The sequence below is a fragment of the Pseudopedobacter saltans DSM 12145 genome (genome assembly GCF_000190735.1).
Classification (GTDB): Bacteria; Bacteroidota; Bacteroidia; order Sphingobacteriales; family Sphingobacteriaceae; genus Pseudopedobacter; species Pseudopedobacter saltans.
In genome coordinates, this window is record NC_015177.1 from 1,655,115 (window position 1) to 1,680,899 (window position 25,785).

Consider the following 25,785-nt stretch of genomic DNA (forward strand, 5'->3'; position numbering starts at 1 on the left):
CAATTTGGTTTTATTGCCGGATCTAAAGCAAAATAGAACGGCTAATTTTCTTATCTATAGTAATATAGCCGGGATATTTTATTGCAGCTCCTGCTACATAAATAACAGGCTTAATCTTAATAGTAAGCAAACCTACGTCTTCTTTATCAGACTTTAATGCTCTAAAAGTATCCTCGAGCTGGCCATTGGTTAAAAGTTCATAGACATTGGCCTTCAGTGTTACAGGTACCACAACAGATTCGCCAGCTCCTACGCTTACTTTTTGATTAACCACACCTTCTGCTAATTGCTTTTGTTGAAGCAAAACGATGTATTCGAATTGATTTATTGACGCCTTATTGGTAGTTGGATTGTCTATCGCCAAATTTACCCGTCCCTCGAATGGAATATTCTTACGCAGTAACCCAAGCGCTATACCTGGTGCTGCCGATAAATCTATCGTGTTTTGATTGATAATCTTATTTAAAGCCACTCCTGCTACATAAATACTGTCTATTGATTTTAAATCGTATTTACACTTTCCCAAAGCTTTAATCTCTCTTGTTTGTCTGTTAACTCCGCAAGCAGTAATAGTAATCAACATTGCCAGCGCTATCCATATTTTTTTCATAATTTCAAATTCTAGATTGTATTATAAACCGTTTAAAGCCGAATTTATTTTGCAAAAAGCTATCCAATTTTATTCCTTTTCTGCAACTATCTGAATAGTATTGTTATCCATAGTTTCAAACGTCAGTTTATTTGTCTCCAATTTTTTTATCAGAAAAGGAATCTTTCTTTTCATTCCTCCTTCTAAAACCTCTTCATAACGTATAATATCCCCTTCTAGCCTATAAGTTCCTTCAGAAAGCACTTTATCTTCCGAGAAGATGGTCAGCTTATTTTCCCCTGTTATTACCAAATAAGGATGTTTCTTCTGTAATTCGGCTCCTTCTTGTATTAACGGTGGATTTTCTTTAAGATGAGACACTTTTTTATAGATCCATTTTCCCTCCAGATCTTTTTCTGAAACTGAATTCCCGCAAGCAGACAGGAGTACTGTTAATAACAATAAATATTGAAGTATCTTTCTCATTTTTTAAAAAATCTAGTCATTTCGGAATAAGACCATTTATTATCCATCGCTGTTACTGTCTGAGATATGCGTTTTACTCTTGTATCCATTGTTTTAGCTTCCTGTATCCATTTAATAAAATAATTCTGATGTGATTTGGCCATTGCATAAAAGTTTTGCAGCAAATGTTCCTCATCCTGTAAACAGTCCATCAAATCTGCAGGAATCGTCATCTTAAATTCCCTATCTTCTTCAAGCATCAATAATACTTTATCTCCATCTGCTTTACCAAGATCTTTTCTTAGCTTTTGATTTATCGGGATAATAAAATCTCCGTTTCCATAGGGCAACAGAGCTATTCCTTTGATAGCAACATTATCTATACTTCCCTTAATCCGAAAAGATTTCTTATTATCCGGTTTTAAAGTGTTAGCAAATTCTGCAGGGATAAATACATAGGACCAATTTGTCTTCTCTCCTTTTTCTTTAAATTTTTCGATAAGGACTTCTAATGTATTCATTGCTCAAAAATATTAATAAAAATAAGTCGACAAATTTTATACCTTGAAAAGGCTATTGTATAATTCTACCTGTTTAGCGAAGAATCGGTCGGAGAGTTTACATGGAAAAGCATCGAAAACATGAACGGCATCCGGTATTACTTCCAAGCTTACGGGAACTTTCGCTGTCAGCGGTTTCTTTGCATAGTCAATTCCCTCGTCCCTTAGCGGGTCTAAACCACATACTGTAATAAAAGCCGGAGGTAGTCTATCCAGAGAAGCATTTAGCAAATTAGCGTACGGCGATACGTTTTCCGGATCGGCAACTGTTTGTTCGCCCAAATAATGTATCCAACCGATATTGGAGTTAATACTATCCCATACCGGGCTGTCTGTAAATTCTTGTTTGGACGAGGTACCTGTTGCCGGAGTAATAGCAGGATAAATTAAAACCTGGTAACTGATTTCAGGACCGTTATAATCGCGGGACATTAACGTTAAAGCTGCAGCAATATTACCCCCGGCACTCGCTCCGGCAACCACAATCTTAGTCCTATCCAGAGATAAGATCTGTTCGGCTTTTGTATAAATCCAATATAATGCAGCAAAGGCATCTTCTACAGCAGCGGGGAAAGGATGTTCTGGTGCTTTTCTGTAATTTACTGAGATAACGACATAATCTATCAAAGACAACAACTTGAAAATTGCTGCGTCCATCTGTTCCGGCTCTCCTACAACAAAACCTCCCGAATGAAAATAAAGCAAAACAGGAGCATTTATCAACCCATTTTTACTATAAGTACGGATACTTACTTGATGACTTTCTTTACTTCCTTTAATCGTTATATTTTCAACTTCAATATTTTCAGGTGCCTTCTTTAGTGTTTTTTGTATTATCTGACGTCTTTGCGCCCTGATCTGTTGGGGATTATTTTTGAATACGTCATGCGGTATATTCAGATTTGGAACATGTTCCAATATTTCCAGCAATCCTTTATTTATCCGCGATTTATCCATAGTTTGCATTGTTCGATTGCAAGATACAAAGCTATAACACTAAATGCAGCATTATTTTTTAACATGCAAGCAGGCATTTATACTTAGCCTTTATTTATAACTTTGTTTTCAATACCCAGAAACAGATGTTCGATTTCAGATTAAAAGTATTCCATCTTGTTGCAAAGAGACTCAACTTTACCAAAGCTGCAGAGGAGCTTTATATTACACAACCTGCTGTCAGTAAACATATCCATGAAATTGAAGTATTTTACGGGACTAAATTATTTGAGCGCAATGGAACACGGATCAAACTGACTGCGGCAGGCAAAATTCTTGCACAATACACTGATCAGTTAAATCATATCTACAGAAATATAGAATCTGATTTGGCCGCACTGGATAAAAACGTAAAGGGTAGCCTTAAAATTGGAGCAAGTACCACTGTATCACAATATTTCTTACCTAAACAGCTGGCTATTTTTAAGCAAAAATTTCCTGATATTAATATCGAACTCAATAGTAACAATACCGAAATTATAGAAAACCTACTTCTGGAAGGTAAAATAGACGTTGGCATTGTTGAAGGTCAGTCCAAAAGGCAAAACCTAAAATATACAGCTATTGTAAAAGATGAACTGGTACTTTGCGCAAGCACTAAAAATGATGTAATAAAAAAGAACACCTTCAGCCTGAACGATCTTAAAAAAATCCCATTGTTAATCAGAGAACCTGGTTCGGGATCCTTGGAAGTTGTAAGTTCCGCCTTAAAAGAAAAAGGCATCAGGTTTAGTGATCTTTATATAGAAATGGTACTCGATGGTATTGAAAGCATTAAAAGCTATCTTTTAAATTCAGATACCTTTGCATTTCTGTCTATACATGCGATTTATAAAGAGTTAAAAAGTAATGAATTGAAAATTATCGACGTAAAGGACCTGAATATCGAAAGAAATTTTTATTTCATTACACAGCAGGGCGACTCAGCCTCCATTAAAGAACTATTTTTAAAATCGCTTATTTCTAATAACTTTTAGTTATCGGAGATTGCAAATTGTCATTTCCCGGTGGTTCTTCCTTTTCTCAATTTTGTGATAGAAATTATCAACAAATACTGAAGAAATGAATAAGCGCACACACACTTTAAAAAACCTGAATTTATTTGATAAAAGCATTACTGTAAGAGAATTGGTTTTTATCTGTTGTATTATCCTTTGCTTATTTCCTTTTATTTCTCCTCCGATTGCTTTAACATTAGGTATTGTTGTTGCGCAATTTATAGGGCATCCTTATATTAATTTAAACCACAAGGCTACTCAAACGCTTTTACAGTTGTCTGTTGTTGGACTAGGTTTCGGTATGAATGCTCAAACGGCCTTTCAAGCCGGAAAAGATGGGTTTGTTTTTACATTGATTTCTATTATAGGTGTCTTATTTTTTGGGTATATACTGGGTAAACTATTAAAAACAGACAAGAAAACTTCTTTTTTAATTTCTACAGGAACAGCGATTTGTGGTGGAAGCGCCATTGCGGCTATTTCTCCGGTTATTAAAGCAGAGGAAAAACAGATCAGTGTCGCCCTGGGTACTATTTTCGTACTTAATGCCATGGCAATTTTTATTTTTCCTTTTATTGGTCATCTTTTACGGCTTTCTCAGCATCAGTTCGGACTTTGGTGCGCAATAGCCATACAGGATACTAGCTCTGTAGTAGGCGCCGCCAACAAATTTGGTAGTGAAGCACTAGAAGTTGCTACAGCCGTAAAATTAACCAGAGCCTTGTGGATTATTCCTCTGGCTATTATCAGCAGCTTCGCTTTTAAAAGTAAAAAAACTAAAATTAAAGTACCTTATTTTATTGGCTTATTTGTTCTGGCAATTTTATTAAACAGCTACTTCCCGGTTCCCAACGGTATAAGCCACGCGATAATGGGATTATCTAAAACCGGCTTAACACTTACGTTATTTCTTATTGGAGCCGGACTGTCTAAAGAGGTACTGGGAGGAGTTGGCTTAAAACCGTTTATGCAAGGTGTTTTCTTATGGATTATTATTGCAATTCCCAGCCTGTTAGCTATTATGTTTTTATAAAAAGGTATGAGAAACTTCGTCCGACTACAGGATAAAATGCATTGAAACGTAATTTACAAAGGCATTTTTCTACTTTTATGGTATCTTATACTAAGTGTAGATATCCACTTTTTTAATCCCCCTTTCCGGGATTTATTTCACAAATTTTTAATCTTATTCGAAGGTCTTTTTTTTTCATATAATTTCTATATTAACCGATTTTTTTCAAGTGTATTGATGGCACAATTTTATGGGTAATAAAACTTTGATCAGTTCATCTATTGAACAATTTTACAATAAAGCATCGGAAGAAACTCGTTTAAACAAAGGTATGGGCGTCTTTGAATTTGAAAGGATAAAAGAACTTATTTCACTTTATCTGAAAGATTCTTCGACTATAATTGACGTCGGCGGTGGAACTGGTAAATATTCTGAGTGGCTTTCCAAACTAAATCATAACGTTTTTTTGGTTGAACCTGTTGACAAGCATTTAAAAACTGCCGGGGAAAGATCTCAAAAACTAAAGAACAAATTCAAAGTAATGAAGGGGGAATCCAGAAAACTGGACTTTCCAAATGACTTTGCTGATATAGTAATTCTGCATGGCCCTCTATACCATCTCCAAAATCTGGATGATAGACTTTCAGCTATTAACGAAGCTAAAAGGGTATTGAAAAAAGGAGGAGTTATTCTAGGTTTTGGAATAAACTCAACTGCCTCTACATTGGTCGGACTGCTCAGCGGCTTAATATATAAGCCTTCTTTTTTTGAGATGTGTAAAACAGAATTACTTTCCGGGGTACATAATCAACCAGATGATTTTCCCTGGTTATTGGCTGAAGCCTATTATCACAAACCGTATGATCTGAAAAATGAATTTTTAAGTTGTGAGCTTAAAGTGGATAAAATTTATGCCGTGGAAGGACTGATTTGGTTGGATAAAGATTATTTCGCTAATATGCTGGACCGCAAAAAAAGCCTCGTATTAAAAGAATTATTGAAAGTAACTGAAAATGAAGAGTCATTACTTCCTTTTAGCCCGCATATGATGATTGCTGCCATAAAATAACCAGAACAAATCTTATGATAAGGAGCTGTTTCTAATAGAATTTCAACTATTTACAATGGAATCTTTTCGGAACGGCTCCATTATAATCCCCCTCTCCTTAATTAAGGATCTTCATATTAGAGATTTTATTGCCATTATTTATTTGTCGACTAATCTCACCGTTGTTAGTAAATATATGTTTAGTTCTTCTATCCTAAATTTGGTTAAACATATGCCTGGCTCTATCCTGATCGCTAGAAACTCCTTTTTTTATCTCTAAAAAATATTTTATCTGCCAGCTTTTTGTTTTCTCCGCTTGCTTATTTGTTACGATATCCCATATCGGATAAACCCTGATTCCCCGTTTACCAATTTTTCCATTTTGGGTCATGATACCTTTCTCTGCCAAAACCCTTTTTGGAAAAATAAATTGTCCCATATTCTCTCCATTCTTAGCTGTTATGGCTATAAAGTCTATATTATCGGAGATGTCAAATGGCTCCGTAATACCGTCAGCATTTCTTTTCCAGATTGCAACAAACTGGCCAACCTTTGTAGGTGTAATTTTAGAAACACGATATTCAATATTTAATTCATTAAGTTTAAATGAACAAGCGGCATATTCAGTACTTTCTGCATTCAGCTTAAGACTTGTTAAAACCAAGCCGCACTTTTCGTAAACCAGTTCTTTTACGATTTTCAAATCGTGAAGAAGTAAAACTGCATTCATTAACTAGCTTTCATTATTATTAGTGTTATCCATAAACTGTTGATCAGAAGAATTGTAGTTGGTACTACCATTTATTACTAAAATGTTTTTCATTTACTTCCTCTTATCACAATTCCTTTTTCATCACCACAATATCTTTACCTACCAAATCAAGCCTTTCCAATTGCCGCCATTCTAATCGTTTGTATAAAGTTTCTGCAGTATGGGTAAATAAATACAACTCTTTTAGTCCCAGAGCTTTTGAATAATCCTGAATGTATTTACACAGTAATGCACCCAATCCTTTTCCTCTTACATCAGACTTTACAAAAACCAAAGCTAACCAGTTTTTATAAACTTTAAGTCGTGGTTCTCTATCTAGCAAACCAACATAATTGTAAAGCCCCCCTGTTGCGATTGGTTCATTGTTAAGCATCATTAAGATCTGAAACTCATCATTTCTGATAGAAAGGTTTTTTATTTTTTCTATTGTTGTCTGAACTGGAATATTCCACTCACATAAATACCAATCCGCAATAAGTTCTATTTTTTCGTGGTCTTCTGGTGTAATGATTTGATATTTTATATCTTCCATAATTTGACAACAACGTCTTTATTTATAAACACTTTAACCGATACTTTTTGCAAACAGCTTGTTAACCAATTAGGTGTCATCGTTATTTTTTATTGATTTTAATATCCTATAATCTATATAAATTTAAGGCTTTTTGCAGTAAATTGTTAATTTTCAAAACTGGCAAATCTTCGTTTGGATCAAGCAACATTATTTTCATTTTTGAACGCTTTTCCTGAATTAAAAACGGATCATCTAAACGATTTCCTTTTACTATTCCAATGTAAGGTTGTTTGTATTTTTATGATACCAACAAATAACAAAACATCTTTCCTTTATAGCAAAAAATGGCATTCCGTATTTCAGAGCAGTTGTTATGTCTTTGTTTTGTTACAAAATAATTTCTCTCAATGCAAGCAAGGTTCCCTGTAAGTAAAAATTATCCAATTCTCGCATGATGCTATAGTTAAATTTTAAGGGCAAGCTATGTTTTATTAAACTATTAACTGGATATACAATCTATCTTGACAAATAAACCAAGGAATTTATCCCTTATTCTTATAAAATTTCAAGTTCTTTTCCCATAAATCAAGTTTTGCTATTGCACCCTGCATTCCGAAAAATATATTTTTATCGTCAATAATAGCGATGGAATTAGGATATAATCCGTTCCGAAAAATGTTCTTATAAATTACAACTTGTTTGAAATTCTCAATTGAATAAAAATTTATGTGCGTTGCAATCAGTAACTTGTTTTGATAAACAGCGAAAGCTTCGGGAGCCCCGTCAAAATCCATGATTTTCTTGAAGACAAAACTATTAATAGAACTATAAAGTTTATATAATGATCCGGTGTTTGTTGTTGAATGAGCTAATCCTTCAATGAAATATAACTTATTCTTGAAACTGAAAATAAATTTAATATTTCCCTCCTTTATTTTTAACGTTTTTTTTGCCGTATCGGTTGGTATAAAACATAATTGTCCACCCCATTCTCCTCGGTCTATCCCCAAAAGTTTGCCATCTGAAAACTGATACTCACATTTATGTAGTTCGCCCACTTTATTAACTTCAAGTTTCCCATCTGTAAATTTAACACCAAATTTGTTTAGTTGATACCCTTCATCATCTTTTAGGTGTCGTAGATTGGTTTCTATAAATTCATTTGGTATTTGAGAATTTGTATGACTGCAACTTGTCAAACCAATAGAGCCCAAAAGTATCAGTAATACTGACATTATCTTCATGGTACGTTCTTTTGTTTTATAAATATAACATTTTTCAGATTTCTCGATCACTTTATAAGTGAAATCAATAAATAAAAGAAAATGCAAATGACTCACCTGACATTGAAATTCCTATTTGCGATATCATTGTTAGCGATTCGTTCTCTTTAGTTTCCGTTTAAAAAAATGTTTATTATTACACGGAACTCATTTGGACATTATAAGAATATGGTAGGGAAAAAATCGCTTTAATATACTTTTATCTCGCTTTAATCTTTTTATTAAAATATATTGCCCCAGCTATATTTCAGGGAACATTTATCAAAATAAATGTCGCATTGATAATAGTATGCCTGAAAAAGTTTTTTCTAAGAAGGAATTTAGCCAGTTAAAGAAAACCGATAGATGAAGTCCTTTTAAATAATTAAAAATAATGCCTTAAAAATGAGTGCATTTCGATTTAGCATTAAATTTTTAGAAAAAATAGTTTGCAACAATCATTTATAGCCCTATATTTGCACTCGATTCAAACAAACACACGGTTGTTTAAATCGGAAAGGTCGCATAGCTCAGCTGGATAGAGCAACTGCCTTCTAAGCAGTAGGTCTTTGGTTCGAATCCAAATGCGACCACATGAACAGGCTTCAGAGATAATCTGGAGCCTTTTTTGCTTTTTGGAGGTTTTGCTTTCATCTTCCAATAGTTCTTAATCGGATCATGTACAAAAGTTGTGGAAGAGATAAAAATAATGAGATATTTGTTTTTGATTTTTTACTCAGATGCACGATTCATTTAAAGCCCTAATGCCCCTGATCATGGATCAGTTTCAAAACCTGTGGACTAAGCAAATAATTTAGTCAATCTAAACAGGAAAAAATTGATGTCTCCGACGCCTCTGAACTGACTTCTGAAAGCTTTTATCTTGGCATTGAAAGATTCTGCCGAAGCATTCGTTGATCGGTTGGTGAAGAAATTCAGGATAGATAAATAATGAGCCTGTACGGATCTGGATACTGTTCTAAAGGATTCAATACCGCAATCCTCCACATCATTGTACCATAATGCCAGATGCTTGAAGGCGTGTTCCTTACTCTTGCAGGTCTTAAAGATATTCCCCAGTTTTAAGGACAGGTCATAAGCTTTCTTTAATTCGGGATACCTTGCAAATAGCAATTCCGCTCTCAGCTTCTGTGACTGTAATAACATAATCTACTCTATAATAATCTCCATTCAAAGCTACTGTTGACATTTACATACTAGTCTAAAATATCATCCAGCAAAATTTGGAAAAATAGCGATTATGAATTCATTATTTGCGGTCTTCTTTCATGAAGAGTTAGCCATTTTTTTATTCCTAAATATTTAGAATCAAAATCTTATAAATAAATATTAAGTTTTAAAAATAGATATATAGAGTACTTCACCTCCTATATGTTCTAAAGGAAGGTATTCAGGAGTGACACTTAATTTCTTTACCTAACAGCACTTAACATGTGCTGAATGGAAAATTTCCTCTGTCTTTTGTCTGTTACTTCTCAGCTACTTTCGGTTTTCTCAACAAAAAATACAGCCCAACTAAAATAAATGGAATACTTAATATTTGTCCCATATTGATAGCCATATTAGCTTCAAAAGCAGATTGATTCTCTTTTATAAATTCTACCAGAAAGCGGACAATAAATATTCCCGTAATAACAAATCCAAAGTTAAAACCTACATATCGTTTACGTTCTTTATTCAGATTATATAAAACAAAGAACAGAATAAAGTAACATATAGATTCGTACAGCTGCGCAGGATGCCTTGGCAACATATCTTCTTTGACAAAAATAAATGCCCAGCTTACGTCGGTTGGCTTTCCAATAATTTCAGAATTCATTAAATTTCCCAATCTGATAAATCCTCCTGCCAAAGGAACAACCATTGCCACAGTATCAATCAGGTACCATAGATTCATTTTATAGTTTCTGGAAAACAAATAAAGACTGACCAAAATACCAACACCTCCACCATGACTTGCCAGACCCTGAAAGCCTGTAAATTTGAATGGACTAAAAGTAAATGGTAGTATTATTTCAAGAGGGTGTTTAGAGTAATAAGCAAAATCGTAAAATAGACAATGCCCTAATCTGGCGCCTATAAGTGTACCTAAAAACACATAAATAGTTAATTTATCCAGTATTTCTATTCCGATATTTCTTTTATCAAATTGCTTCTTAACTACAATGTAGCTGGAGACGAAAGCCAGCAAGAAACATAATGAATAATATTTAATAGATATAAAGCCTAAGTCTACGATACTATCGGAAGGATTCCAGGTAATAAAATCTAAAAGCATTTAATATTTCTGTTTTTAAGTAAAGTCTCTAATGTAAAACAATCGTCTTAATTTAAGATATATTTTTACAAATTTTTAAAAGCCTCGGTTTGTAAAATAGAAACCAGTTCCTTTTCTTTCAGGCTTTTCAGGTCTAAAGTTTCAAAGGTTCTTACATCTACATAATCGAAAAACTCGGGACTTGTATTAATAATTACACATCCAAGAAGGAATACCCGGTTACAGTTAAATTCGTTCTTTGAAATTCTTACCAGATCGTGTACCTGAGAATATATATTACCAAAAGTTACCTCTGTTATTTCCTTTTCCGGAATTTCCGCTTGTAAAATCTGGTGTTTAAATGGCATTACGGATCTTTCCAGCAAAGTTTGCTGATAATCTATTTCGTTATTTACCGGAATATAAACGCCTTCTTTATCACGCATTCGCTCCAAAGCCAGCATTAGTGCTCCACAGCTATTGGTTAAATGCTTTTGCCCCGGGCGTCTCATCTTTCCTAAAACACCGTCATCTGTTATTCCAATATGCGGACCATAAAATATAAAAGCATCTCCACCATCCGGAACGTGATGAGCAAATGCAGTGATACCGGTAAGTCCCGCAAAAGGCAACCCTCCCATCCCTCCGAGAGTAAAAGGCCTGCTTAACACCCTTCTGAAGTCTGTAGACACATTAATATCGTCTGCACACAAAGATGTAGCAAACATCATTTTAGTTAAGTCTGATTTATACTCTTCTTTCAGAAAACCTAAATAAGCTTTTGTAACCTCTTCGCCGCTTTTAGCATTTGGGTAATGCTTTTTTACCAGCTGCTCTATTGTATTTTGCATTAAACTAAATTCCGTTTTTGTAAAAATTACACGAAGGTAGATGCTTGAATGTTCTCAATCAAACTTTTATTGTAAAAAAGACTTTTTAAACCATCAAACCGATGCATATGATTCTGTAACACCAGAGCGTCCCGGGTGTTCTAAATGTACTTTTATTAGTTTTCGAACAATCTATTCAATTTTTGATATTGAAGCATAAAAAAACCGTTCTTTAGTTTTAAAGAACGGTTTTTATTTGGTATTCTAAATTTCCCGGTCGCTATCCCACTGTTCCAGATAATCGGCAACCTTACGCAGGAACATACCTCCTAAGGAACCGTCTACCACCCTGTGGTCATAAGACATGGATAAATACATCATATGCCTTATGGCAATTACATCCCCATACTCAGTTTCTATAACTGCTGGCTTCTTCTTGATAACCCCTACAGCTAAAATAGCTACCTGCGGTTGATTGATTATAGGAGTCCCCATAATATTACCAAACATTCCTATATTACTCATCGTGAATGTTCCGCCCTGAATTTCATCCGGTGCCAATTTATTAACTTTTGCGCGTTTACCTAAATCATTAACAGATTTTGTCAAACCAACCAAATTCAGCTGATCCGCGTTTTTAATAACCGGTACAATTAGATTTCCATTTGGTAAAGCTGCAGCCATCCCAATATTTATATCTTTTTTCTTGATGATTTTATTATCCTGAACGGAAATATTAATCATCGGAAAATCTTTGATTGCTTTTGCTATAGCTTCAATAAAAATTGGAGTAAAGGTAATCTTCTCTCCTTCTCTTTTTTCGAAACCACTTTTAACTTTATCTCTCCACTTCACTAAATTGGTCACATCGGCTTCTACAAATGAGGTAACATGAACCGATGTCTCTTTACTCATTACCATATGGTCAGAAATCAATCTTCTCATTCTGTCCATCTCTATAATCTCATCTGAACCAGAACTTGCAACAACATGCTGTTGTTTGTAAGTTTTCTCTTCCGATACAGAAATCTCTGTTCTATCGCTTTGCTTAGTATCTTTTGCTTCTGCTTGCCTGATTTCGGGTGTAACAGAAACCTGAGCCTCTATTGGATACGATTTTCCGTTTCTTTTATTAACATAAGCCAATAAATCGTCCTTGGTTACTCTACCATCTGCCCCGCTACCTTGTATCGAATCCAATTCGCTTAAAGAAATTCCCTCTTCAGATGCAATACTTTTAACCAATGGTGAGTAAAATCTATTCGAATCACTGTACTCATTCTGGCTAGTATTTATCTGGTCTACCTCTTCGGAAGGAATATATGGAATTTCTACCTCCTCAATATCATTATAATTTTGTATCGGTAGTTCATCTTCCTGCTTTACAGCCGTCTCTTCAACATCGCCCTCGCTTATTTCAATAGTCGCTATAACATCACCTATCTGAACTACATCATTTTCTTTAAAAAAGGTCTCAATCAATATCCCTTTAACCGGAGACGGAACTTCCGAGTCAACTTTATCAGTTGCCACTTCTAAAACCGTATCGTCTATTTCTATGGCGTCTCCCGGCTTTTTTAGCCAGTTGATAATTGTCGCTTCAGCAACACTTTCCCCCATTTTCGGCAATATAAATTTGTACTGAGCCATATATAAAATCGTCGTTTTATAACAAAAATAACAATATAGATTAATTATACTGCGACTTCCTTAATAATGTTAATAACAAAAACAAAGCAGCCGTAGCGCTTCTTTCTATATTCTGCAAGCGTTTATTACTGAATATAAACCGTTTAACAAGTGTTTCATTTTTATTTGCCACCGCGATACAAACTGTACCGACAGGCTTCTCTTCAGAGCCACCTCCCGGTCCGGCTATGCCTGTTATTGCTACGGCAAAATCTGTTTCGAAATTAAGCAGAGCACCTTCTGCCATTTCTTTTGCGGTCTGCTCACTAACAGCACCAAATTGTTCCAGCGTTTCAGATTTGACGCCAAGTACAGACATTTTCAATTTATTTGAATACACCACTGCAGCGCCATCAAATACACTTGAAGACCCGGAATGTTGTGTAAATAAATGAGATAAATAACCACCTGTACAGCTTTCTGCTAATGATAAAGTGAGGTTATTTCTTTCCATCAAATCCAAAATTGCTTTTTCAAAAGCTACATCCTCATTAGAAACCCAATATTCCGCTACCCTTTCTTCAATCTTCCCGGCAAATTGTTCGATCTCTTCAATCAATTCAGCATCGGCATTTTTTGCAGAACTCAAGCGCAAACGCACCATTCCTAATTTTGGTAAATAAGCTAGCTTAATATAATCAGGCAGGCTATCTTCTATATCAGCTATCCTATCAGCCAAAAAAGATTCACCAATTCCTGCTGTTAAAATGGTGCGGTGATAAATAGAAGGCAAATGATACCTTTTAGTCAGTTCGGGAAGTACTTTATTACTCATCAACAGCATCATCTCAAAAGGTACTCCCGGCATTGAAATAAAGACCTTATTTCCCTTTTGAAACAACATACATGGTGCAGTTCCATTTTCGTTCAGCAATATCTCACAGTTATCAGGAACTTCGGCCTGTAATGCGTTCAGTTCTGTCACAGGTAAATCTCTGCGCTCGAAAAAAGATCTTACAATCTTCAGCGTCGGCTCGTGAACCACCATTTTTTCGCTGCCAAAATATTCGGCCATTGTTTTCTTGGTAACATCATCTTTTGTAGGCCCCAACCCTCCGGTTACCAGGATAATATCCGCTCGCCCTTCGGCTTCTTCCAAAGCCTTCAATATATGTTCTTTCTGGTCAGATATTGATGTTATCTGAGTAACCGAAATACCTATCTTATTCAATTCGGTTGCCATCCAGGGCGAATTCGTATCTATAATTTGTCCTATCAGAATTTCATCTCCAATAGTAATAATTTCTGCTAAAGGCATATGTTTTAAATTGAAAGTCTAATGTTACAGGTTCCGGCTTTTCCTTCTCTTAGTAAAATGACTGGTACCCGCTGCGTTTGCTCAATTTCAGATCCTGCAGTATGCTTGACTTCACCCTTAAGTTTACACCGTAATATTTATAAGATCCAAAAGGACTCCAGTTAATCGACAAGTCCCAGCAGTGTAAATCCCTATAGATATTAAAAGATGTAGCACTTATTTTGTTCATCTGAAAATCGTATCCTGTCGTAAACTGAACTTTCCATTTTGGCGTCAGACTAAAGTCACCATTGGCGCTTAATGTTTGTGAATAGGTTTTCAGCAAACCACTATTTGCATACGTAAAATTATAGTAAAAACTAAAGTTCCAGGGAACGGTAAAATCTACAAAGGCATTTGCATCTCTACTTATCTGCTGTAACTGTGCCAGCTCACTGGCATTTAAACGATTAAAGGTTTCATTATTCCCACCAGGCGTAGGTGGGTTATTTGATTTATTATTTTTCCCTAATGTCGATGAATTCAGGCTATAGTCGAACGAAAAGTTAAAGCTTGCCAGTCTTGGAAGTTTGCCATTTTGCCATAAATATCTGTCAACCCGCCTTCCCATGGTAACTCCATTCCGAATATAGGTCTGATAAACATATGGGTCTAATGAACCACCGAAATTGACACCTAATTTCTCTGTAAAAAAAGTTCTTCCACTGAAACTAAGTGTAGAAAGCTTGAAACTATCAGCCACAAAATTGTAGTTACCATTTAACGACAGCCCCTGTAAAATCGGTATCTTTTTAATTCCATTTCCGGTAGTGTCTTTTGTGCTTCGCACTTTCATTTCGATATTATTATCTATTCCGAAATTGATAGCCGCAGATTTCCCACCTCCCGGACCACCATATAAACTGCCTTCGAAAATGGAATATTTCGTTCTATCTCCAGCCTGATTATACACGTACTCCTGATAAAAACCGTACTTTTCCTGACTGAAATCCGGGCGATAAGAGAATCCGATATTTGGAGTTAATACATGGCGTATTGCAACCAATTTACCCTTCTTAAAATTCACCATTCCGTAAATTTTTGTAGAAAGCCCTCCTCCTACGCTATATTCTCCAGCTCTTCTAAAGCCTTGAATAGTATCTATAGATGTAGAATCCTTGGTTCCGGTTGGCGTTGGTGCCAAAGCGTATTTCTTTCTAATCGTCTGGAAATACCAGTTTTCGGTATAGTTGATATTCTGGCTAAACTGGAAATATTTTAAAATCCTCGAAGACATGGATATCGGGATATTATGTCTGATTCCGCTCTGAACTTTACTTAATGATTCTTTCTTAAAAAGCATAGAATCTGTTGTATTCAAACGATTATCGGCAGTTAAGTTGTAACCTACAGCAATCCTCTGATACCATTTTTGTTCGCCAACCCTATCTTTTTTGTCAAACGGATTTAGCGTTGACATACTAAAATTTAAACTTGGCAATCCCAAACTAACGGTTCTTCTTGTTAAATCCTGGTTATGTGTTAAACTGGTACTTAAGTTAAAAGGACTATTTGCCCAGGTTTTGCTGTACGATATACTGGAGTTCAGATTATTTTGACTGATTTGATTAAAATCCATAATACCGTTGGCGTTATTACGGTAATAAGTAGAGGTACCTGCATTTACAGAAGCACTAAAATTGGTACCTGGTCTGGCGTTCGGATTTTGCGAGTGCGACCATCTGATATTAAAATCTCTTTGCGGATGTTCGTATTGCGGAGTTCCCTCCACACCATACTTTCTCGAAGCGTAGGAAAAGAACAAATTTCCTGTGTACTTATAACGCTTCATGTATCTCGAAGCAATATTCCCTTCATAAGACCCTTTAGAATAGATTCCTCCTTTCAATGTCATGTCCCAATAGTCATTAAGCCCTATATAGTATCCAAAATCTCTCAGGAAAAAGCCCAAAGTTGCATCTTCTCCAAATTGAGGAAATATAATACCTGAGGCCCGTCTATTCGGCTTTGGAAAGAAACCAAATGGCAGCACAATTGGTAAGGGAACATCTTCTATCACTACATAAGCTGGCCCTGTAACAATCTGTCTGTCTGTGGCGATACCTTTTGTAATCACTATTCCAAAATGTTGATGCGGGTAAGGATTACTACACGTGGAATACACCACACCCTTCATATGCAACTCGTTATCCTCTTGCTTCTTTACTTTCCCTCCTGTAATATACCCTCCTTCCTGTTCGGTATAAACCTGATAGATTTTACCTTTCGAAGTTTTGAAGTTATAATAAACAGAATCTGCTGTCAGCGCTCCCTGACTAGGATCTTTAAAAATCGCCGGGCCCGAAAAGTGACCTAAAGAGTCGATTGTTCCTTTTGCAAAGATTGTGTTGTTTTTCTGGTCGAGCCTGATATAATTTGCATCTACGGTCTTATCTCCGTAAACCACTCTGGCCTTACCGTATAAATGGACAATGTTGTGCTTAGCGTCGTAAATCGTCGAATCCTCTGCCGTCGCAACAATTTTATCTTCAAAGTCAGACTTTTTCTTAACCGTATCCGTTTTAGTATGCAGCGTGGAATCTAATTTCACTAAAGAGGAATCTAATACAGTTGAATCGGAGGATATAATGGCTCTTTTTGATCGTAAACTGGTATCAGGATTTTGAGCAAAGGCAGAAAATAATTGCACACAAACGCATACAATTGTTAAAATACATATAAAAATTATATTAGAAGCTCTCAAAGTTCAATATGAATATTATTTTTGTACACAAGGTCAACAAAAAACGTCCAAAATTAATGAAAATTACAACAAGGTTTATCAGCTGTTTTATTATTTCCGTAAGTTTAACATTTTCCTTCATAAGTAGCTCGCAAGCCGAAAATATCATTAAATCCGAAAAGAGCAAAGTAAAACTTATTGTTTTAGATCCGGGGCATGGTGGTGAAGACGGCGCAACCAGAGGTGCATTTTCAAAAGAAAAAGACGTAGCTCTGGAAGTGGCACTGAAATTAGGAAAAGCAATTGAGGAGAAACTTCCCGACGTGAAAGTTATTTTCACCAGGAAAACCGACGTCTTCGTAAAACTTTATGACAGAATTGGAATAGCTAACGCTGAAAAGGCAGATTTATTTATTTCCATACACTGTAACTCCATGCCTCTGATTAAACAAAAATATGTCGTAAGGTATTCTAACGGAAAACCAATTTACGGTTATAGAAATATTCCAAACCCGGGACCTACAGGAACGGAAACTCTAGTATCCGGTTTCGGAAGGCTTGGTCAACAGGATGCCGCAATTCGCGAGAATGCTTCAGTTCTTTTGGAAAAGAACTATAAAGAAAACTACGAAGGTTTTGACCCTAATGATCCTGAGAGCTATATTATCTTCTCTTTGATGAAAAATGCATTTAGAGAGCAAAGCATCAAACTGGCATCATTAATGCAAGAGGAGTATGTCAAATCCGGAAGAGTAAACAGAGGAGTTAAAGAGCAAAGTCTGGCGGTACTGGCAAAAGCCGGAATGCCAGCTGTGCTAACAGAAATTGGTTTTATAAGCAATCCGGAAGAAGAACAATACATAAATTCAGAATCTGGCCAGGCAGAAATTGTTAAAAACATTTTAAATGCTATAATTGCTTATAAGAAACAGATAGAGTCTTAAATGATTTAAAAACTTAAATTGAACATAATTTGAAAATTTCTAACGAAACTAAGGTCGGAATTTTAGCGTCTTTTGCTATTGCTATTTTTATAATTGGCTATAATTTCTTAAAAGGGAACGACGTTTTTACACAAGAAAAAGATTTTTATGCTATTTATGATAAAGTAGACGGATTAACGGTCTCTAAACCTGTTCTGGTAAATGGCTATCAAATTGGCAGGGTAGCGGCCTTAACATTACAGCAAAACGGAAAGATTTTGGCGAACTTCAAAATAGCTCCTAAATACGATATTCCGAAAAACACCATTGCAAGATTAGAAAGTACCGACCTTCTGGGCAGCAAAGCGGTTGTATTTGATCTGGGTAACAGCACTGCATACGCTGCTGATGGCGATACCTTAAATTCAAATATTCAAGCTAATATTTTGGATCAGATGGAACCTGTACAGAAAAAGGCACAAATCCTTATTTCGCGGTTGGACTCTGTATTAGTTTCAGTAAATAATATATTGAACCCTAACTTTCAAAAGAATATCGAGTCTAGCTTCAACAGTATCGCAGGGACCTTACAGACGTTGGAGTCAACATCTAAAACGGTTGATGGCATGGTTACCGTACAATCAAAAAGAATAGATAATATCTTGGCTAATGCGGAATCTATATCTGCCAATCTGAAAAACAACAACGAGCAAATAACCGGTATTTTAACAAATTTCAATAAAGTATCTGACGAAATTGCTAAAGCGAATTTCAAACAGACATTGGAAAACGCCAATCAGGCAGTAGCAGATTTGCAAACTGCTATCAATAAAGTAAACAAGGGGAACGGATCTTTAGCCCTACTGTTAAATGACGATAAATTGTACAATAATCTAAATAATGCTTCCCATAATCTGGATAAGCTAATGATTGATCTAAGGGCTAATCCTAAGAGATATGTTAGTTTCTCCGTTTTTGGTGGAAAGAAAGATTAAATTAAGCTACGTTAAAAAGCGGTTATTAAATAATAACTGCTTTTTATTCAATTTTCCCTCAACGGCCTTCTTAAAAACATCTAAGGCTAACATTTCAACACCTGTATTATTTTCATTATCTTTAAAGTTTATATATTCTATTACTTAATCCTTCCAAAATTTTAAATTTGTCGTAATTTTTATTCATTGATATAATGAACATAGAAACCTTCTTTGGAGAACAGGGCGTTTCCTACGTTTATCTCTATACAGCTCCTATCCACATAGCTGTCATATTGTTCGAAATGATCTACAGTTACAAATATAAAAAGCATATATACGACACAAAAGATACGGCAACAAATGTCTACATGGCATTGTTAAATTTCGGCCTAGATCTGGTTATGAAAGCTTTTGCTATGGGTGTTATGTTTTTCTTCTATGATCATAGTTTATTCAACCTTTCAGCAAGTTCCGCATGGTATTGGCTGGGTGTGTTTTTATTGCAGGACTTTGCATATTATATTCATCACTATGTAGATCACCATTCACGCTTATTTTGGGCGGTACATGTGACTCACCACAATTCAGAAAAATTCAATATTTCAACAGGATTTCGTTCGCCTGTATTCCAGCCCCTATACAGATATTTATTCTTCTCTCCTATTGCATTATTGGGTTTTAATCCATGGCATATCATGTCTGCTTATGCCATTTTCCAAATTTATGGAACGTGGGTACATACCACTACTGTTGGAAAACTGGGAATTTTAGAATGGTTCCTCGTAACGCCATCTCACCACCGCGTACACCATGCTTCCAATGCCAGATATCTAGATAGAAATATGGGAATGGGGCTAATTATCTGGGATAGGATCTTTGGTACCTTTGAAAAAGAGGATGAGAATTACGAACCTATAAAGTATGGGCTGACCAAAGATATAGAAGACAAAGGGCCTATAAACATCGTATTTCACGAATGGAAAGAAATTTATAAAGATGCATGGAAACAACCCGGCCTTAAGTTTTCCGATCGGTTAAAATATATGTTCTATCCTCCAGGCTGGAATCACAGAGGCGATGGTAAAACATCCGCTGTTTTACGGGCGCAGGAAAAAGCCGAAAGACTAAGTAAAACAAACAACGAAAAAATACGAAAACTACCTACTTAACAACAGGTTCGCTAACATAAGTGATTGAGTTTGGCCTACCTGTCATTGGCACCAACCCGCATTATTTTCTTGTATAACCTGTTATCGCTTTCGGAAACTACCCGAACTATATAAATACCGTCCGGTACAATGGCTTCCATGGTAAAGTCTACTTCTCCTGCCGGAAAAACACGCGTTTCTTTTTTCATCAGCTCTCCTACTACGTTAATCAAATAAATATCTACCTTCTCTTTTTGCGCCAGATAAAAGTTCACATTAAACTTGTCAACAAATGGGTTTGGATAAATAAATAGCTCGTCTTTGTTAAAGACACGCATTCCCTCGTCCTCAATGTACCCACTAATCTCACCTGTAACGGTCTTAATGTTTGCCATATTATCCATAAGGTTTTCCGCAAAGTCCGTTTTTTGTGTAGCTAGCCTCAGATTGTTTTGTATTACCATCAAGTGATCTATTTCCCAAGCCCCTTTCATACAATGTTGAAATCCTATTACATTGCCTTCAATAGGAACAATATACTGTTTATACACCTCTACATTGTTTATTTTTAAGTGGATAAATCCCGCAGACTGTATAAGTTCGTATTTATTAAATTCACGAGGATTAAAAGACATCTGATCAAGTTTATCTTTGATATAGACCCGGCTGAAATTATCCCATTTGGAATTAAAAAAGTCTAATCTGACACTGCCGTCCAAAAAAACATTCAATTGATACAGCACAGAATTTGTCTGAATATTTCCTTTAGATATCACTCCCCACTGGATATCTAACACATCAAAAATATCTCCTCCAGACACAAATTTAGCATCCAAAGCAAGAGAAAAGTCATCTGCTGTATTTAGGTCTGTAATTTGTTTCGCATACCAAAGGCACCCCCTGCTATCGAAATTCTTATTAAACTTTTCTAAATGCAGTACCCCGTTTTGTATATCTACATGGAATTCCTTCGAATTGGGCCAAAGCCTCCATCCGTTTTTATTATCGGTAAAATTCTCATTCAGCAATACTTTGTCCTGCGAAAAAGCTATCGACACAGAAAATAGCATTATGATAAATAGTAGTCTTCGCATGGCTTAATGGCTTATCTTAAAACAAAATAAGCAAAAACCATACAACAAAAAAGACTGCCAGAAATGGCAGTCTTAAAGAGATAAATAAATTATCTCCAGCCACCGCCCAATGCCTTATATAATATAATTTGATTAAGCAACAGTTCTTTACGTATGCTAATCCGATTAATTTCAGCATCTATCACACTTTTTTGTGCATTCAGCACATCCAGATAGGTTATTCTACCCGCAATAAATAAATCTTGAGCGGCAGAAACAGATGCTCTTAAAGCTTTAGCTTCCTCCAGAATATAATCTTTACGCTTTCGGATATATTCATCAGCGGAAATACCATTTTTCACTTCCGTAAATGCCTGTAAAACCGTCTTTTCATATTCTTCAAAAGCTAAGCCGTAGGATGCCTTAAAGTATTCGTAATCAGACCGGATTACACGTTGATTAAAAACCGGAGCTGTTATCCCGCCTAACAATCCCCAGGTTAGCGATTTGCTGTTAAAGAATTTTTCTGCATCAAAAGCTTGCAACCCAATATAAGGAGATAAAGCTATAGTAGGTAAGAAAGCCAGCTTAGCCGCTTTAACATCGTGTACTGAAGCTTTCAAGTTTAACAAAGCCTGTCTGACGTCTGGTCGGTTAGCAACAAGCTGAGTAGGTAGTCCTACCTTTATCTTTTCAAACAGTTCTTCCTGTAAGATAGCTTCGGTTCTTTTAACCCCATTATCAAATTTACCCGCCAAAAGACTAATATGGTTTTGCAAAAATTGCATCTGCTGCAAAACTTCTTCTTTCTTCGCTTTCGAGTTGAAAAGTATAGCTCTAAACTGCTGCACCCCCAACTCATCTGCCCTTCCTGCCTCCTTTTTTACTTCTATCACCTCCAATGATTTTTGTTGTAAATCGATATTTCGGTTATAAACCTTCAGTTCATCGTCGAGGCTTTGTAGTTCCAGATAGGCGGAAGCAACCTGACTTACCAATTCTGTTTGTATGAGTTTCTGTCCTTCATTGCTGGCTAAGAATTCATTTAAAGCCGCCGCTTTCTGGTTCTTCAATTTTCCCCAGATATCGATTTCCCATGACGTCTGTAAACCCAAAAAATAATTCGGAAGCGGGTCTGGTAGCTTCTCATCGGCTTTTAGATTATCAGAAAAATTGGTATCGTAATTACCTATTCCATCCATGGTATAAAAACCATATTTGCTCAATCCGGCATCTGCAACTATATTCAAATTGGGAAGCGTAGCATTTTTCTTCAACCTTAGCTTGGCTTTTGCCTGTTCTATACGATACAATGCTTGCTTAAGGTCTTTGTTATTTGCTAAAGTGGTATCAATTAAAGCAATCAGATTTTTGTCCCTAAACAGGTCTTTCCAGGAAATTGCAGCGACACTAGCAGTATCTGTCAGTTCTTTCTCGAAATTCTGAGGAATAACCTGGTGCCTATATTCCTTAACATCATTTTTAACAGAACATGCTCCAAGTAACAATAGAACCAAAGGAGCTGCAATGGCAACCTTAATTTTTTTCTTTTTCGTGTTCTTAGAAAATAAAACATATAAACCAGGAATAACCAATACACCGATAATTGTTCCGATCAACATACCTCCTACGGACGCCACACCAATAGAGCGATTACCTAAAGCACCTGCGCCACTGGCAAACATGAGCGGGATTAAGCCTGCCACAAAAGCAAAAGAAGTCATCAGGATTGGCCTTAAACGGGCAACCGCACCTTCTATAGCTGCCTGCAAATAACTCATCCCCTGCTTTTGTTTCAATATGGCGTATTCAACAATAAGGATAGCGTTCTTACCCAACAGTCCAATGAGCATCACCAAAGCAACCTGCGCATAGATGTTATTTTCCAATCCAAATACTTTAAGAAAGAAAAACGCACCAAAAACTCCTGCCGGAAGCGAGAGCAATACTGGTAATGGTAACAGAAAGCTCTCATATTGCGCTGCTAAAATCAGATAGACGAATAGCAGACATAGTGCAAATATGTAAAGTGCCTGATTTCCGGAAATAATCTGTTCCCTGGTCATTCCCGTCCATTCTATATCATAACCTTGCGGAAGATTTTGCGCCACCTTTTCCACAGCCGCTATCACCTCACCACTACTGTAACCGTCAGCAGCATCTCCGTTCAGCATGGCAGAAGAAAACATATTATAACGCGTAATCTGTTCAGGACCATAAACTCTTTTCATGGTAATGAAAGACGAAAATGGTAACATTTTCCCTTGTTCATTTTTGATGTATAGTTTCAGAACATCCTCGGGCTTTTCACGATATCCTGGCCCTGCCTGTACCATAACCTTATACATTTGCCCGTAACGAATAAAATTGGTAGCATAGTAACTCCCCATTAGTGTTTGTAATGTTGCCATAGCATTCTCTACAGACACGCCTTGTTTTGCCGCCATATCATAATCCACATGCAATTCGTACTGCGGAAAATTGACGTCAAAAGACGTAAAAACATTTCCTACCTCCGGAGTAGCTTTCAGATCTTCAATAAACTTCTTCAAAACATTCGATGTGGCATTTAAATCATCGTTGCCCGTTTTATCCAATACTCTTAACTCGAAGCCCGAAGAATTACCAAAACCAGGAACAGTTGGCGGAGGAAAAAACTCAATCTCCGCATCCATAATATGCGCAGTTTTCTTTTTCAACTCAGCGATAATATCATCTACAGACTCTTTCCTATCTTCCCAAGCCACCAGATTAATCATTCCCATCCCATAAGAAGCACCGGAAACCTCGTTCACCAAACTATAGCCTCCCAAAGTAGAAACTGTTTCTACTGCCTTCATTTCTCTGCTGATCTTATCAATCTCCGTTAAAACTGCTTCTGTCCTGTCTACGGTTGCTCCCGGCGGAGTAGTGACATTAACATAAATCATCCCCTGATCTTCGGTAGGTATAAATCCGGAAGGAAGCAAAGCGCTCATTCCCCAGGTTGCTGCAAAAAAGCCAATCAACAGTCCGAAAGTTAACGTTCGGCGACCGGCTGTCCGGGTCAAAATCCCTTCATAACCCTTCGCTGTCTTATCATATGCTTTATTAAACTGCCCAAAGAACCTGGCCAGCCAACCTTTGGCTGCCGGTTTATCATGGGGCGAACGTAAAATAATAGCACACAAGGCAGGTGTTAAAGTAAGCGCATTAATACCAGAGATTACAATTGCCGAGGCCAGCGTTAACGAAAACTGCCTGTAAAAAATCCCCACGGGACCAGACAGGAAAGCTACAGGAACAAATACAGCAGACATTACCAAAGTAATCGCTACCACCGCTCCACCAACTTCATTCATTGCTGCTATTGTAGCTTGCATTGGTGATAAGTGCTCCTCTTCCATTTTGGCATAAACCGCCTCGACAACAACAATGGCATTATCCACCACAATACCTATAGCCAGCACCAGCGCAAATAATGTCAATAGATTGATAGAGAATCCCAGCATCTGCATAAAGAACAAGGCCCCGATCAAACACACGGGTACTGCCAGTGCCGGAATTAATGTCGACCTAAAATCCTGCAAGAAAATAAATACCACTATAAATACCAGAAGAAATGCTTCTATCAGGGTTTTCACTACGCTGGAAATAGAGGCATCCAAAAATCTCGATACATCATAACCCATAGTGTATTTCATTCCTGGTGGAAAAGAAGTTTCTTTCAATTCGGCCATCCTTTCCTTTACCTTCTTAATTACATCCTGAGCATTAGACCCGGGCAGCTGTTTCAACATAATAGAAGCCGAAGGCCTTCCATCGGTCTTAGAAACCATTTCATAATCCAAAGACCCAAACTCTATATCTGCGATATCTTTTATCCGGATGATGGAACCATCTGCATTAGCCCTGATTGGGATATTCTCATATTCAGATTCCTTTGTAAATTTCCCTGGATAACGCAAAACATACTGTTGCATATTAATGGATTTATCAGATCCAATACCCGTTTGCCCGGGCGCAGCCTCCACGTTTTGTTTTCTCAATGCGGTTATTACATCTTCGCTCGAAATCTGGTAGGCAGCCAACCGATCAGGTTTTAACCAGACACGCATCGCATAGTCACGTAAACCCATAATCTGGGCGAACCCAACACCCTCTATACGCTTTAGCTCTTTAAGGATATTGATATCTGTAAAGTTGTAAATAAAGCGTTCATCGGCGGTTTCATCGTCACTAAAAACGTTCAGGTACATCAACATACTGTTCACTTCTTTTTCAGTAGTTACCCCGGCTTTAATTACCTCTTCCGGCAATTCATCCAAAACGGTGGTCACCCTATTCTGAACGTTAACCGCAGCAATATCAGGGTCGGTTCCGACTTTAAAGAAAACCTGAATTAGTGTTGTACCATTATTGGTAGATACCGAGCCCATATAAGTCATTCCTGCCACACCATTTATCGCCCGCTCCAAGGGAATAGCTACGGCATTCGTACTTACTTCGGCATTCGCTCCAGTATAATTCGCTGTCACCACCACAGATGGCGGAACAATATCAGGAAATTGGGTTACTGGCAATGTAAAAAGAGCCAAACCTCCCAATAAGGTTATAAAAAGGGATATAACGAGCGATAAAACCGGTCGTTTTATAAATTTCTCAAACATAAACTTCTAAATTTCCCGCACC

General features: G+C 36.6%; 21 protein-coding genes and 1 tRNA gene. 7 read left to right on the plus strand and 15 right to left on the minus strand.

Features of this window, described 5'->3' with window-relative positions; all coding sequences use genetic code 11:
- Positions 1–22 precede the first annotated feature (22 nt).
- From PEDSA_RS07020 to PEDSA_RS07035, 4 genes are all read right to left on the minus strand, one after another.
- Positions 23–610: an LEA type 2 family protein gene (locus PEDSA_RS07020; RefSeq protein ID WP_013632469.1), complete on the minus strand. Its 588-nt coding sequence runs from the start codon at positions 608–610 to the stop codon at positions 23–25.
- Between the two features lie 69 nt (positions 611–679).
- Positions 680–1,075: a hypothetical protein gene (locus PEDSA_RS07025; protein WP_013632470.1), complete on the minus strand. Its 396-nt coding sequence runs from the start codon at positions 1,073–1,075 to the stop codon at positions 680–682.
- Positions 1,072–1,575 (minus strand): YdeI/OmpD-associated family protein, encoded by a 504-nt coding sequence (locus PEDSA_RS07030; RefSeq protein ID WP_013632471.1) that lies wholly within the window; start codon positions 1,573–1,575, stop codon positions 1,072–1,074. The genes PEDSA_RS07025 and PEDSA_RS07030 overlap by 4 nt, the downstream gene beginning before the upstream one ends.
- Positions 1,576–1,611: 36 nt before the next feature.
- On the minus strand, positions 1,612–2,571 hold the full coding sequence (locus tag PEDSA_RS07035; protein ID WP_013632472.1) for an alpha/beta hydrolase: 960 nt from the start codon (positions 2,569–2,571) through the stop codon (positions 1,612–1,614).
- A 125-nt stretch (positions 2,572–2,696) separates the two neighbouring features.
- On the opposite strand from PEDSA_RS07035, the gene PEDSA_RS07040 reads away from it, so the two are divergent.
- From PEDSA_RS07040 to PEDSA_RS07050, 3 genes are all read left to right on the plus strand, one after another.
- A complete protein-coding gene (locus PEDSA_RS07040) occupies positions 2,697–3,587 on the plus strand; it encodes a LysR substrate-binding domain-containing protein (RefSeq protein WP_013632473.1) in 891 nt (296 codons plus the stop codon).
- Positions 3,588–3,672: 85 nt separating this feature from the next.
- Entirely contained in the window at positions 3,673–4,641 is a 969-nt protein-coding gene (locus PEDSA_RS07045) for a YeiH family protein (RefSeq protein WP_013632474.1), read from the plus strand.
- A gap of 229 nt (positions 4,642–4,870) precedes the next feature.
- On the plus strand, positions 4,871–5,689 hold the full coding sequence (locus PEDSA_RS07050) for a class I SAM-dependent methyltransferase (protein ID WP_013632475.1): 819 nt from the start codon (positions 4,871–4,873) through the stop codon (positions 5,687–5,689).
- A 193-nt stretch (positions 5,690–5,882) separates the two neighbouring features.
- Here the strand turns inward: PEDSA_RS07050 and PEDSA_RS07055 are convergent, their stop codons facing one another.
- From PEDSA_RS07055 to PEDSA_RS07070, 3 genes are all read right to left on the minus strand, one after another.
- Positions 5,883–6,398: a MepB family protein gene (locus PEDSA_RS07055; RefSeq protein ID WP_013632476.1), complete on the minus strand. Its 516-nt coding sequence runs from the start codon at positions 6,396–6,398 to the stop codon at positions 5,883–5,885.
- Positions 6,399–6,504: 106 nt separating this feature from the next.
- The gene (locus tag PEDSA_RS07060; RefSeq protein ID WP_013632477.1) at positions 6,505–6,972 is read right to left on the minus strand and encodes a GNAT family N-acetyltransferase; all 468 of its coding nucleotides are present in this window, start codon (positions 6,970–6,972) and stop codon (positions 6,505–6,507) included.
- A gap of 524 nt (positions 6,973–7,496) precedes the next feature.
- Positions 7,497–8,198, minus strand: coding sequence for a hypothetical protein (locus tag PEDSA_RS07070; protein ID WP_013632478.1), 702 nt, complete (start codon positions 8,196–8,198; stop codon positions 7,497–7,499).
- A gap of 537 nt (positions 8,199–8,735) precedes the next feature.
- On the opposite strand from PEDSA_RS07070, the gene PEDSA_RS07075 reads away from it, so the two are divergent.
- Positions 8,736–8,809, plus strand: a tRNA-Arg gene (locus tag PEDSA_RS07075).
- A gap of 208 nt (positions 8,810–9,017) precedes the next feature.
- On the opposite strand, the gene PEDSA_RS07080 is transcribed toward PEDSA_RS07075, so the two are convergent.
- The 6 genes from PEDSA_RS07080 to PEDSA_RS07105 form a co-directional block, all read right to left on the minus strand.
- A complete protein-coding gene (locus PEDSA_RS07080; RefSeq protein WP_218916230.1) occupies positions 9,018–9,383 on the minus strand; it encodes a transposase in 366 nt (121 codons plus the stop codon).
- A 322-nt stretch (positions 9,384–9,705) separates the two neighbouring features.
- Entirely contained in the window at positions 9,706–10,515 is an 810-nt protein-coding gene (gene lgt / locus PEDSA_RS07085; RefSeq protein ID WP_013632479.1) for a prolipoprotein diacylglyceryl transferase, read from the minus strand.
- Positions 10,516–10,580: 65 nt separating this feature from the next.
- On the minus strand, positions 10,581–11,345 hold the full coding sequence (locus tag PEDSA_RS07090; protein ID WP_013632480.1) for a hypothetical protein: 765 nt from the start codon (positions 11,343–11,345) through the stop codon (positions 10,581–10,583).
- A 243-nt stretch (positions 11,346–11,588) separates the two neighbouring features.
- Positions 11,589–12,974, minus strand: a complete 1,386-nt coding sequence (locus PEDSA_RS07095; protein ID WP_013632481.1) for a dihydrolipoamide acetyltransferase family protein — start codon at positions 12,972–12,974, stop codon at positions 11,589–11,591.
- Positions 12,975–13,014: 40 nt separating this feature from the next.
- Positions 13,015–14,271: a competence/damage-inducible protein A gene (locus PEDSA_RS07100; RefSeq protein ID WP_013632482.1), complete on the minus strand. Its 1,257-nt coding sequence runs from the start codon at positions 14,269–14,271 to the stop codon at positions 13,015–13,017.
- Between the two features lie 49 nt (positions 14,272–14,320).
- On the minus strand, positions 14,321–16,960 hold the full coding sequence (locus tag PEDSA_RS07105) for a putative LPS assembly protein LptD (RefSeq protein ID WP_013632483.1): 2,640 nt from the start codon (positions 16,958–16,960) through the stop codon (positions 14,321–14,323).
- 110 nt (positions 16,961–17,070) lie between these two features.
- Between PEDSA_RS07105 and PEDSA_RS07110 the strand changes: the two genes are divergently transcribed.
- The 3 genes from PEDSA_RS07110 (at position 17,071) to PEDSA_RS07120 (ending at position 20,062) form a co-directional block, all read left to right on the plus strand.
- Entirely contained in the window at positions 17,071–17,937 is an 867-nt protein-coding gene (locus PEDSA_RS07110) for an N-acetylmuramoyl-L-alanine amidase family protein (protein WP_013632484.1), read from the plus strand.
- 29 nt (positions 17,938–17,966) lie between these two features.
- Entirely contained in the window at positions 17,967–18,911 is a 945-nt protein-coding gene (locus PEDSA_RS07115; protein WP_013632485.1) for an MlaD family protein, read from the plus strand.
- Between the two features lie 194 nt (positions 18,912–19,105).
- On the plus strand, positions 19,106–20,062 hold the full coding sequence (locus PEDSA_RS07120; protein WP_013632486.1) for a sterol desaturase family protein: 957 nt from the start codon (positions 19,106–19,108) through the stop codon (positions 20,060–20,062).
- Positions 20,063–20,097: 35 nt separating this feature from the next.
- On the opposite strand, the gene PEDSA_RS07125 is transcribed toward PEDSA_RS07120, so the two are convergent.
- Positions 20,098–21,135 (minus strand): T9SS type A sorting domain-containing protein, encoded by a 1,038-nt coding sequence (locus tag PEDSA_RS07125; protein WP_013632487.1) that lies wholly within the window; start codon positions 21,133–21,135, stop codon positions 20,098–20,100.
- 89 nt (positions 21,136–21,224) lie between these two features.
- A complete protein-coding gene (locus PEDSA_RS07130; RefSeq protein WP_013632488.1) occupies positions 21,225–25,763 on the minus strand; it encodes an efflux RND transporter permease subunit in 4,539 nt (1,512 codons plus the stop codon).
- Positions 25,764–25,785 lie beyond the last annotated feature (22 nt).

Coding starts and splice junctions, on each gene's coding strand:
- PEDSA_RS07020 (WP_013632469.1), bottom strand. CDS start 610: ATGAAAAAAATATGGATAGCGCTGGCAATGTTGATTACTATTACTGCT.
- PEDSA_RS07040 (WP_013632473.1), top strand. CDS start 2,697: ATGTTCGATTTCAGATTAAAAGTATTCCATCTTGTTGCAAAGAGACTC.
- PEDSA_RS07070 (WP_013632478.1), bottom strand. CDS start 8,198: ATGAAGATAATGTCAGTATTACTGATACTTTTGGGCTCTATTGGTTTG.
- PEDSA_RS07060 (WP_013632477.1), bottom strand. CDS start 6,972: ATGGAAGATATAAAATATCAAATCATTACACCAGAAGACCACGAAAAA.
- PEDSA_RS07080 (WP_218916230.1), bottom strand. CDS start 9,383: ATGTTATTACAGTCACAGAAGCTGAGAGCGGAATTGCTATTTGCAAGG.
- PEDSA_RS07090 (WP_013632480.1), bottom strand. CDS start 11,345: ATGCAAAATACAATAGAGCAGCTGGTAAAAAAGCATTACCCAAATGCT.
- PEDSA_RS07025 (WP_013632470.1), bottom strand. CDS start 1,075: ATGAGAAAGATACTTCAATATTTATTGTTATTAACAGTACTCCTGTCT.
- PEDSA_RS07035 (WP_013632472.1), bottom strand. CDS start 2,571: ATGGATAAATCGCGGATAAATAAAGGATTGCTGGAAATATTGGAACAT.
- PEDSA_RS07050 (WP_013632475.1), top strand. CDS start 4,871: ATGGGTAATAAAACTTTGATCAGTTCATCTATTGAACAATTTTACAAT.
- PEDSA_RS07110 (WP_013632484.1), top strand. CDS start 17,071: ATGAAAATTACAACAAGGTTTATCAGCTGTTTTATTATTTCCGTAAGT.
- PEDSA_RS07055 (WP_013632476.1), bottom strand. CDS start 6,398: ATGAATGCAGTTTTACTTCTTCACGATTTGAAAATCGTAAAAGAACTG.
- PEDSA_RS07130 (WP_013632488.1), bottom strand. CDS start 25,763: ATGTTTGAGAAATTTATAAAACGACCGGTTTTATCGCTCGTTATATCC.
- PEDSA_RS07100 (WP_013632482.1), bottom strand. CDS start 14,271: ATGCCTTTAGCAGAAATTATTACTATTGGAGATGAAATTCTGATAGGA.
- PEDSA_RS07030 (WP_013632471.1), bottom strand. CDS start 1,575: ATGAATACATTAGAAGTCCTTATCGAAAAATTTAAAGAAAAAGGAGAG.
- PEDSA_RS07120 (WP_013632486.1), top strand. CDS start 19,106: ATGAACATAGAAACCTTCTTTGGAGAACAGGGCGTTTCCTACGTTTAT.
- PEDSA_RS07125 (WP_013632487.1), bottom strand. CDS start 21,135: ATGCGAAGACTACTATTTATCATAATGCTATTTTCTGTGTCGATAGCT.
- PEDSA_RS07045 (WP_013632474.1), top strand. CDS start 3,673: ATGAATAAGCGCACACACACTTTAAAAAACCTGAATTTATTTGATAAA.
- lgt (WP_013632479.1), bottom strand. CDS start 10,515: ATGCTTTTAGATTTTATTACCTGGAATCCTTCCGATAGTATCGTAGAC.
- PEDSA_RS07095 (WP_013632481.1), bottom strand. CDS start 12,974: ATGGCTCAGTACAAATTTATATTGCCGAAAATGGGGGAAAGTGTTGCT.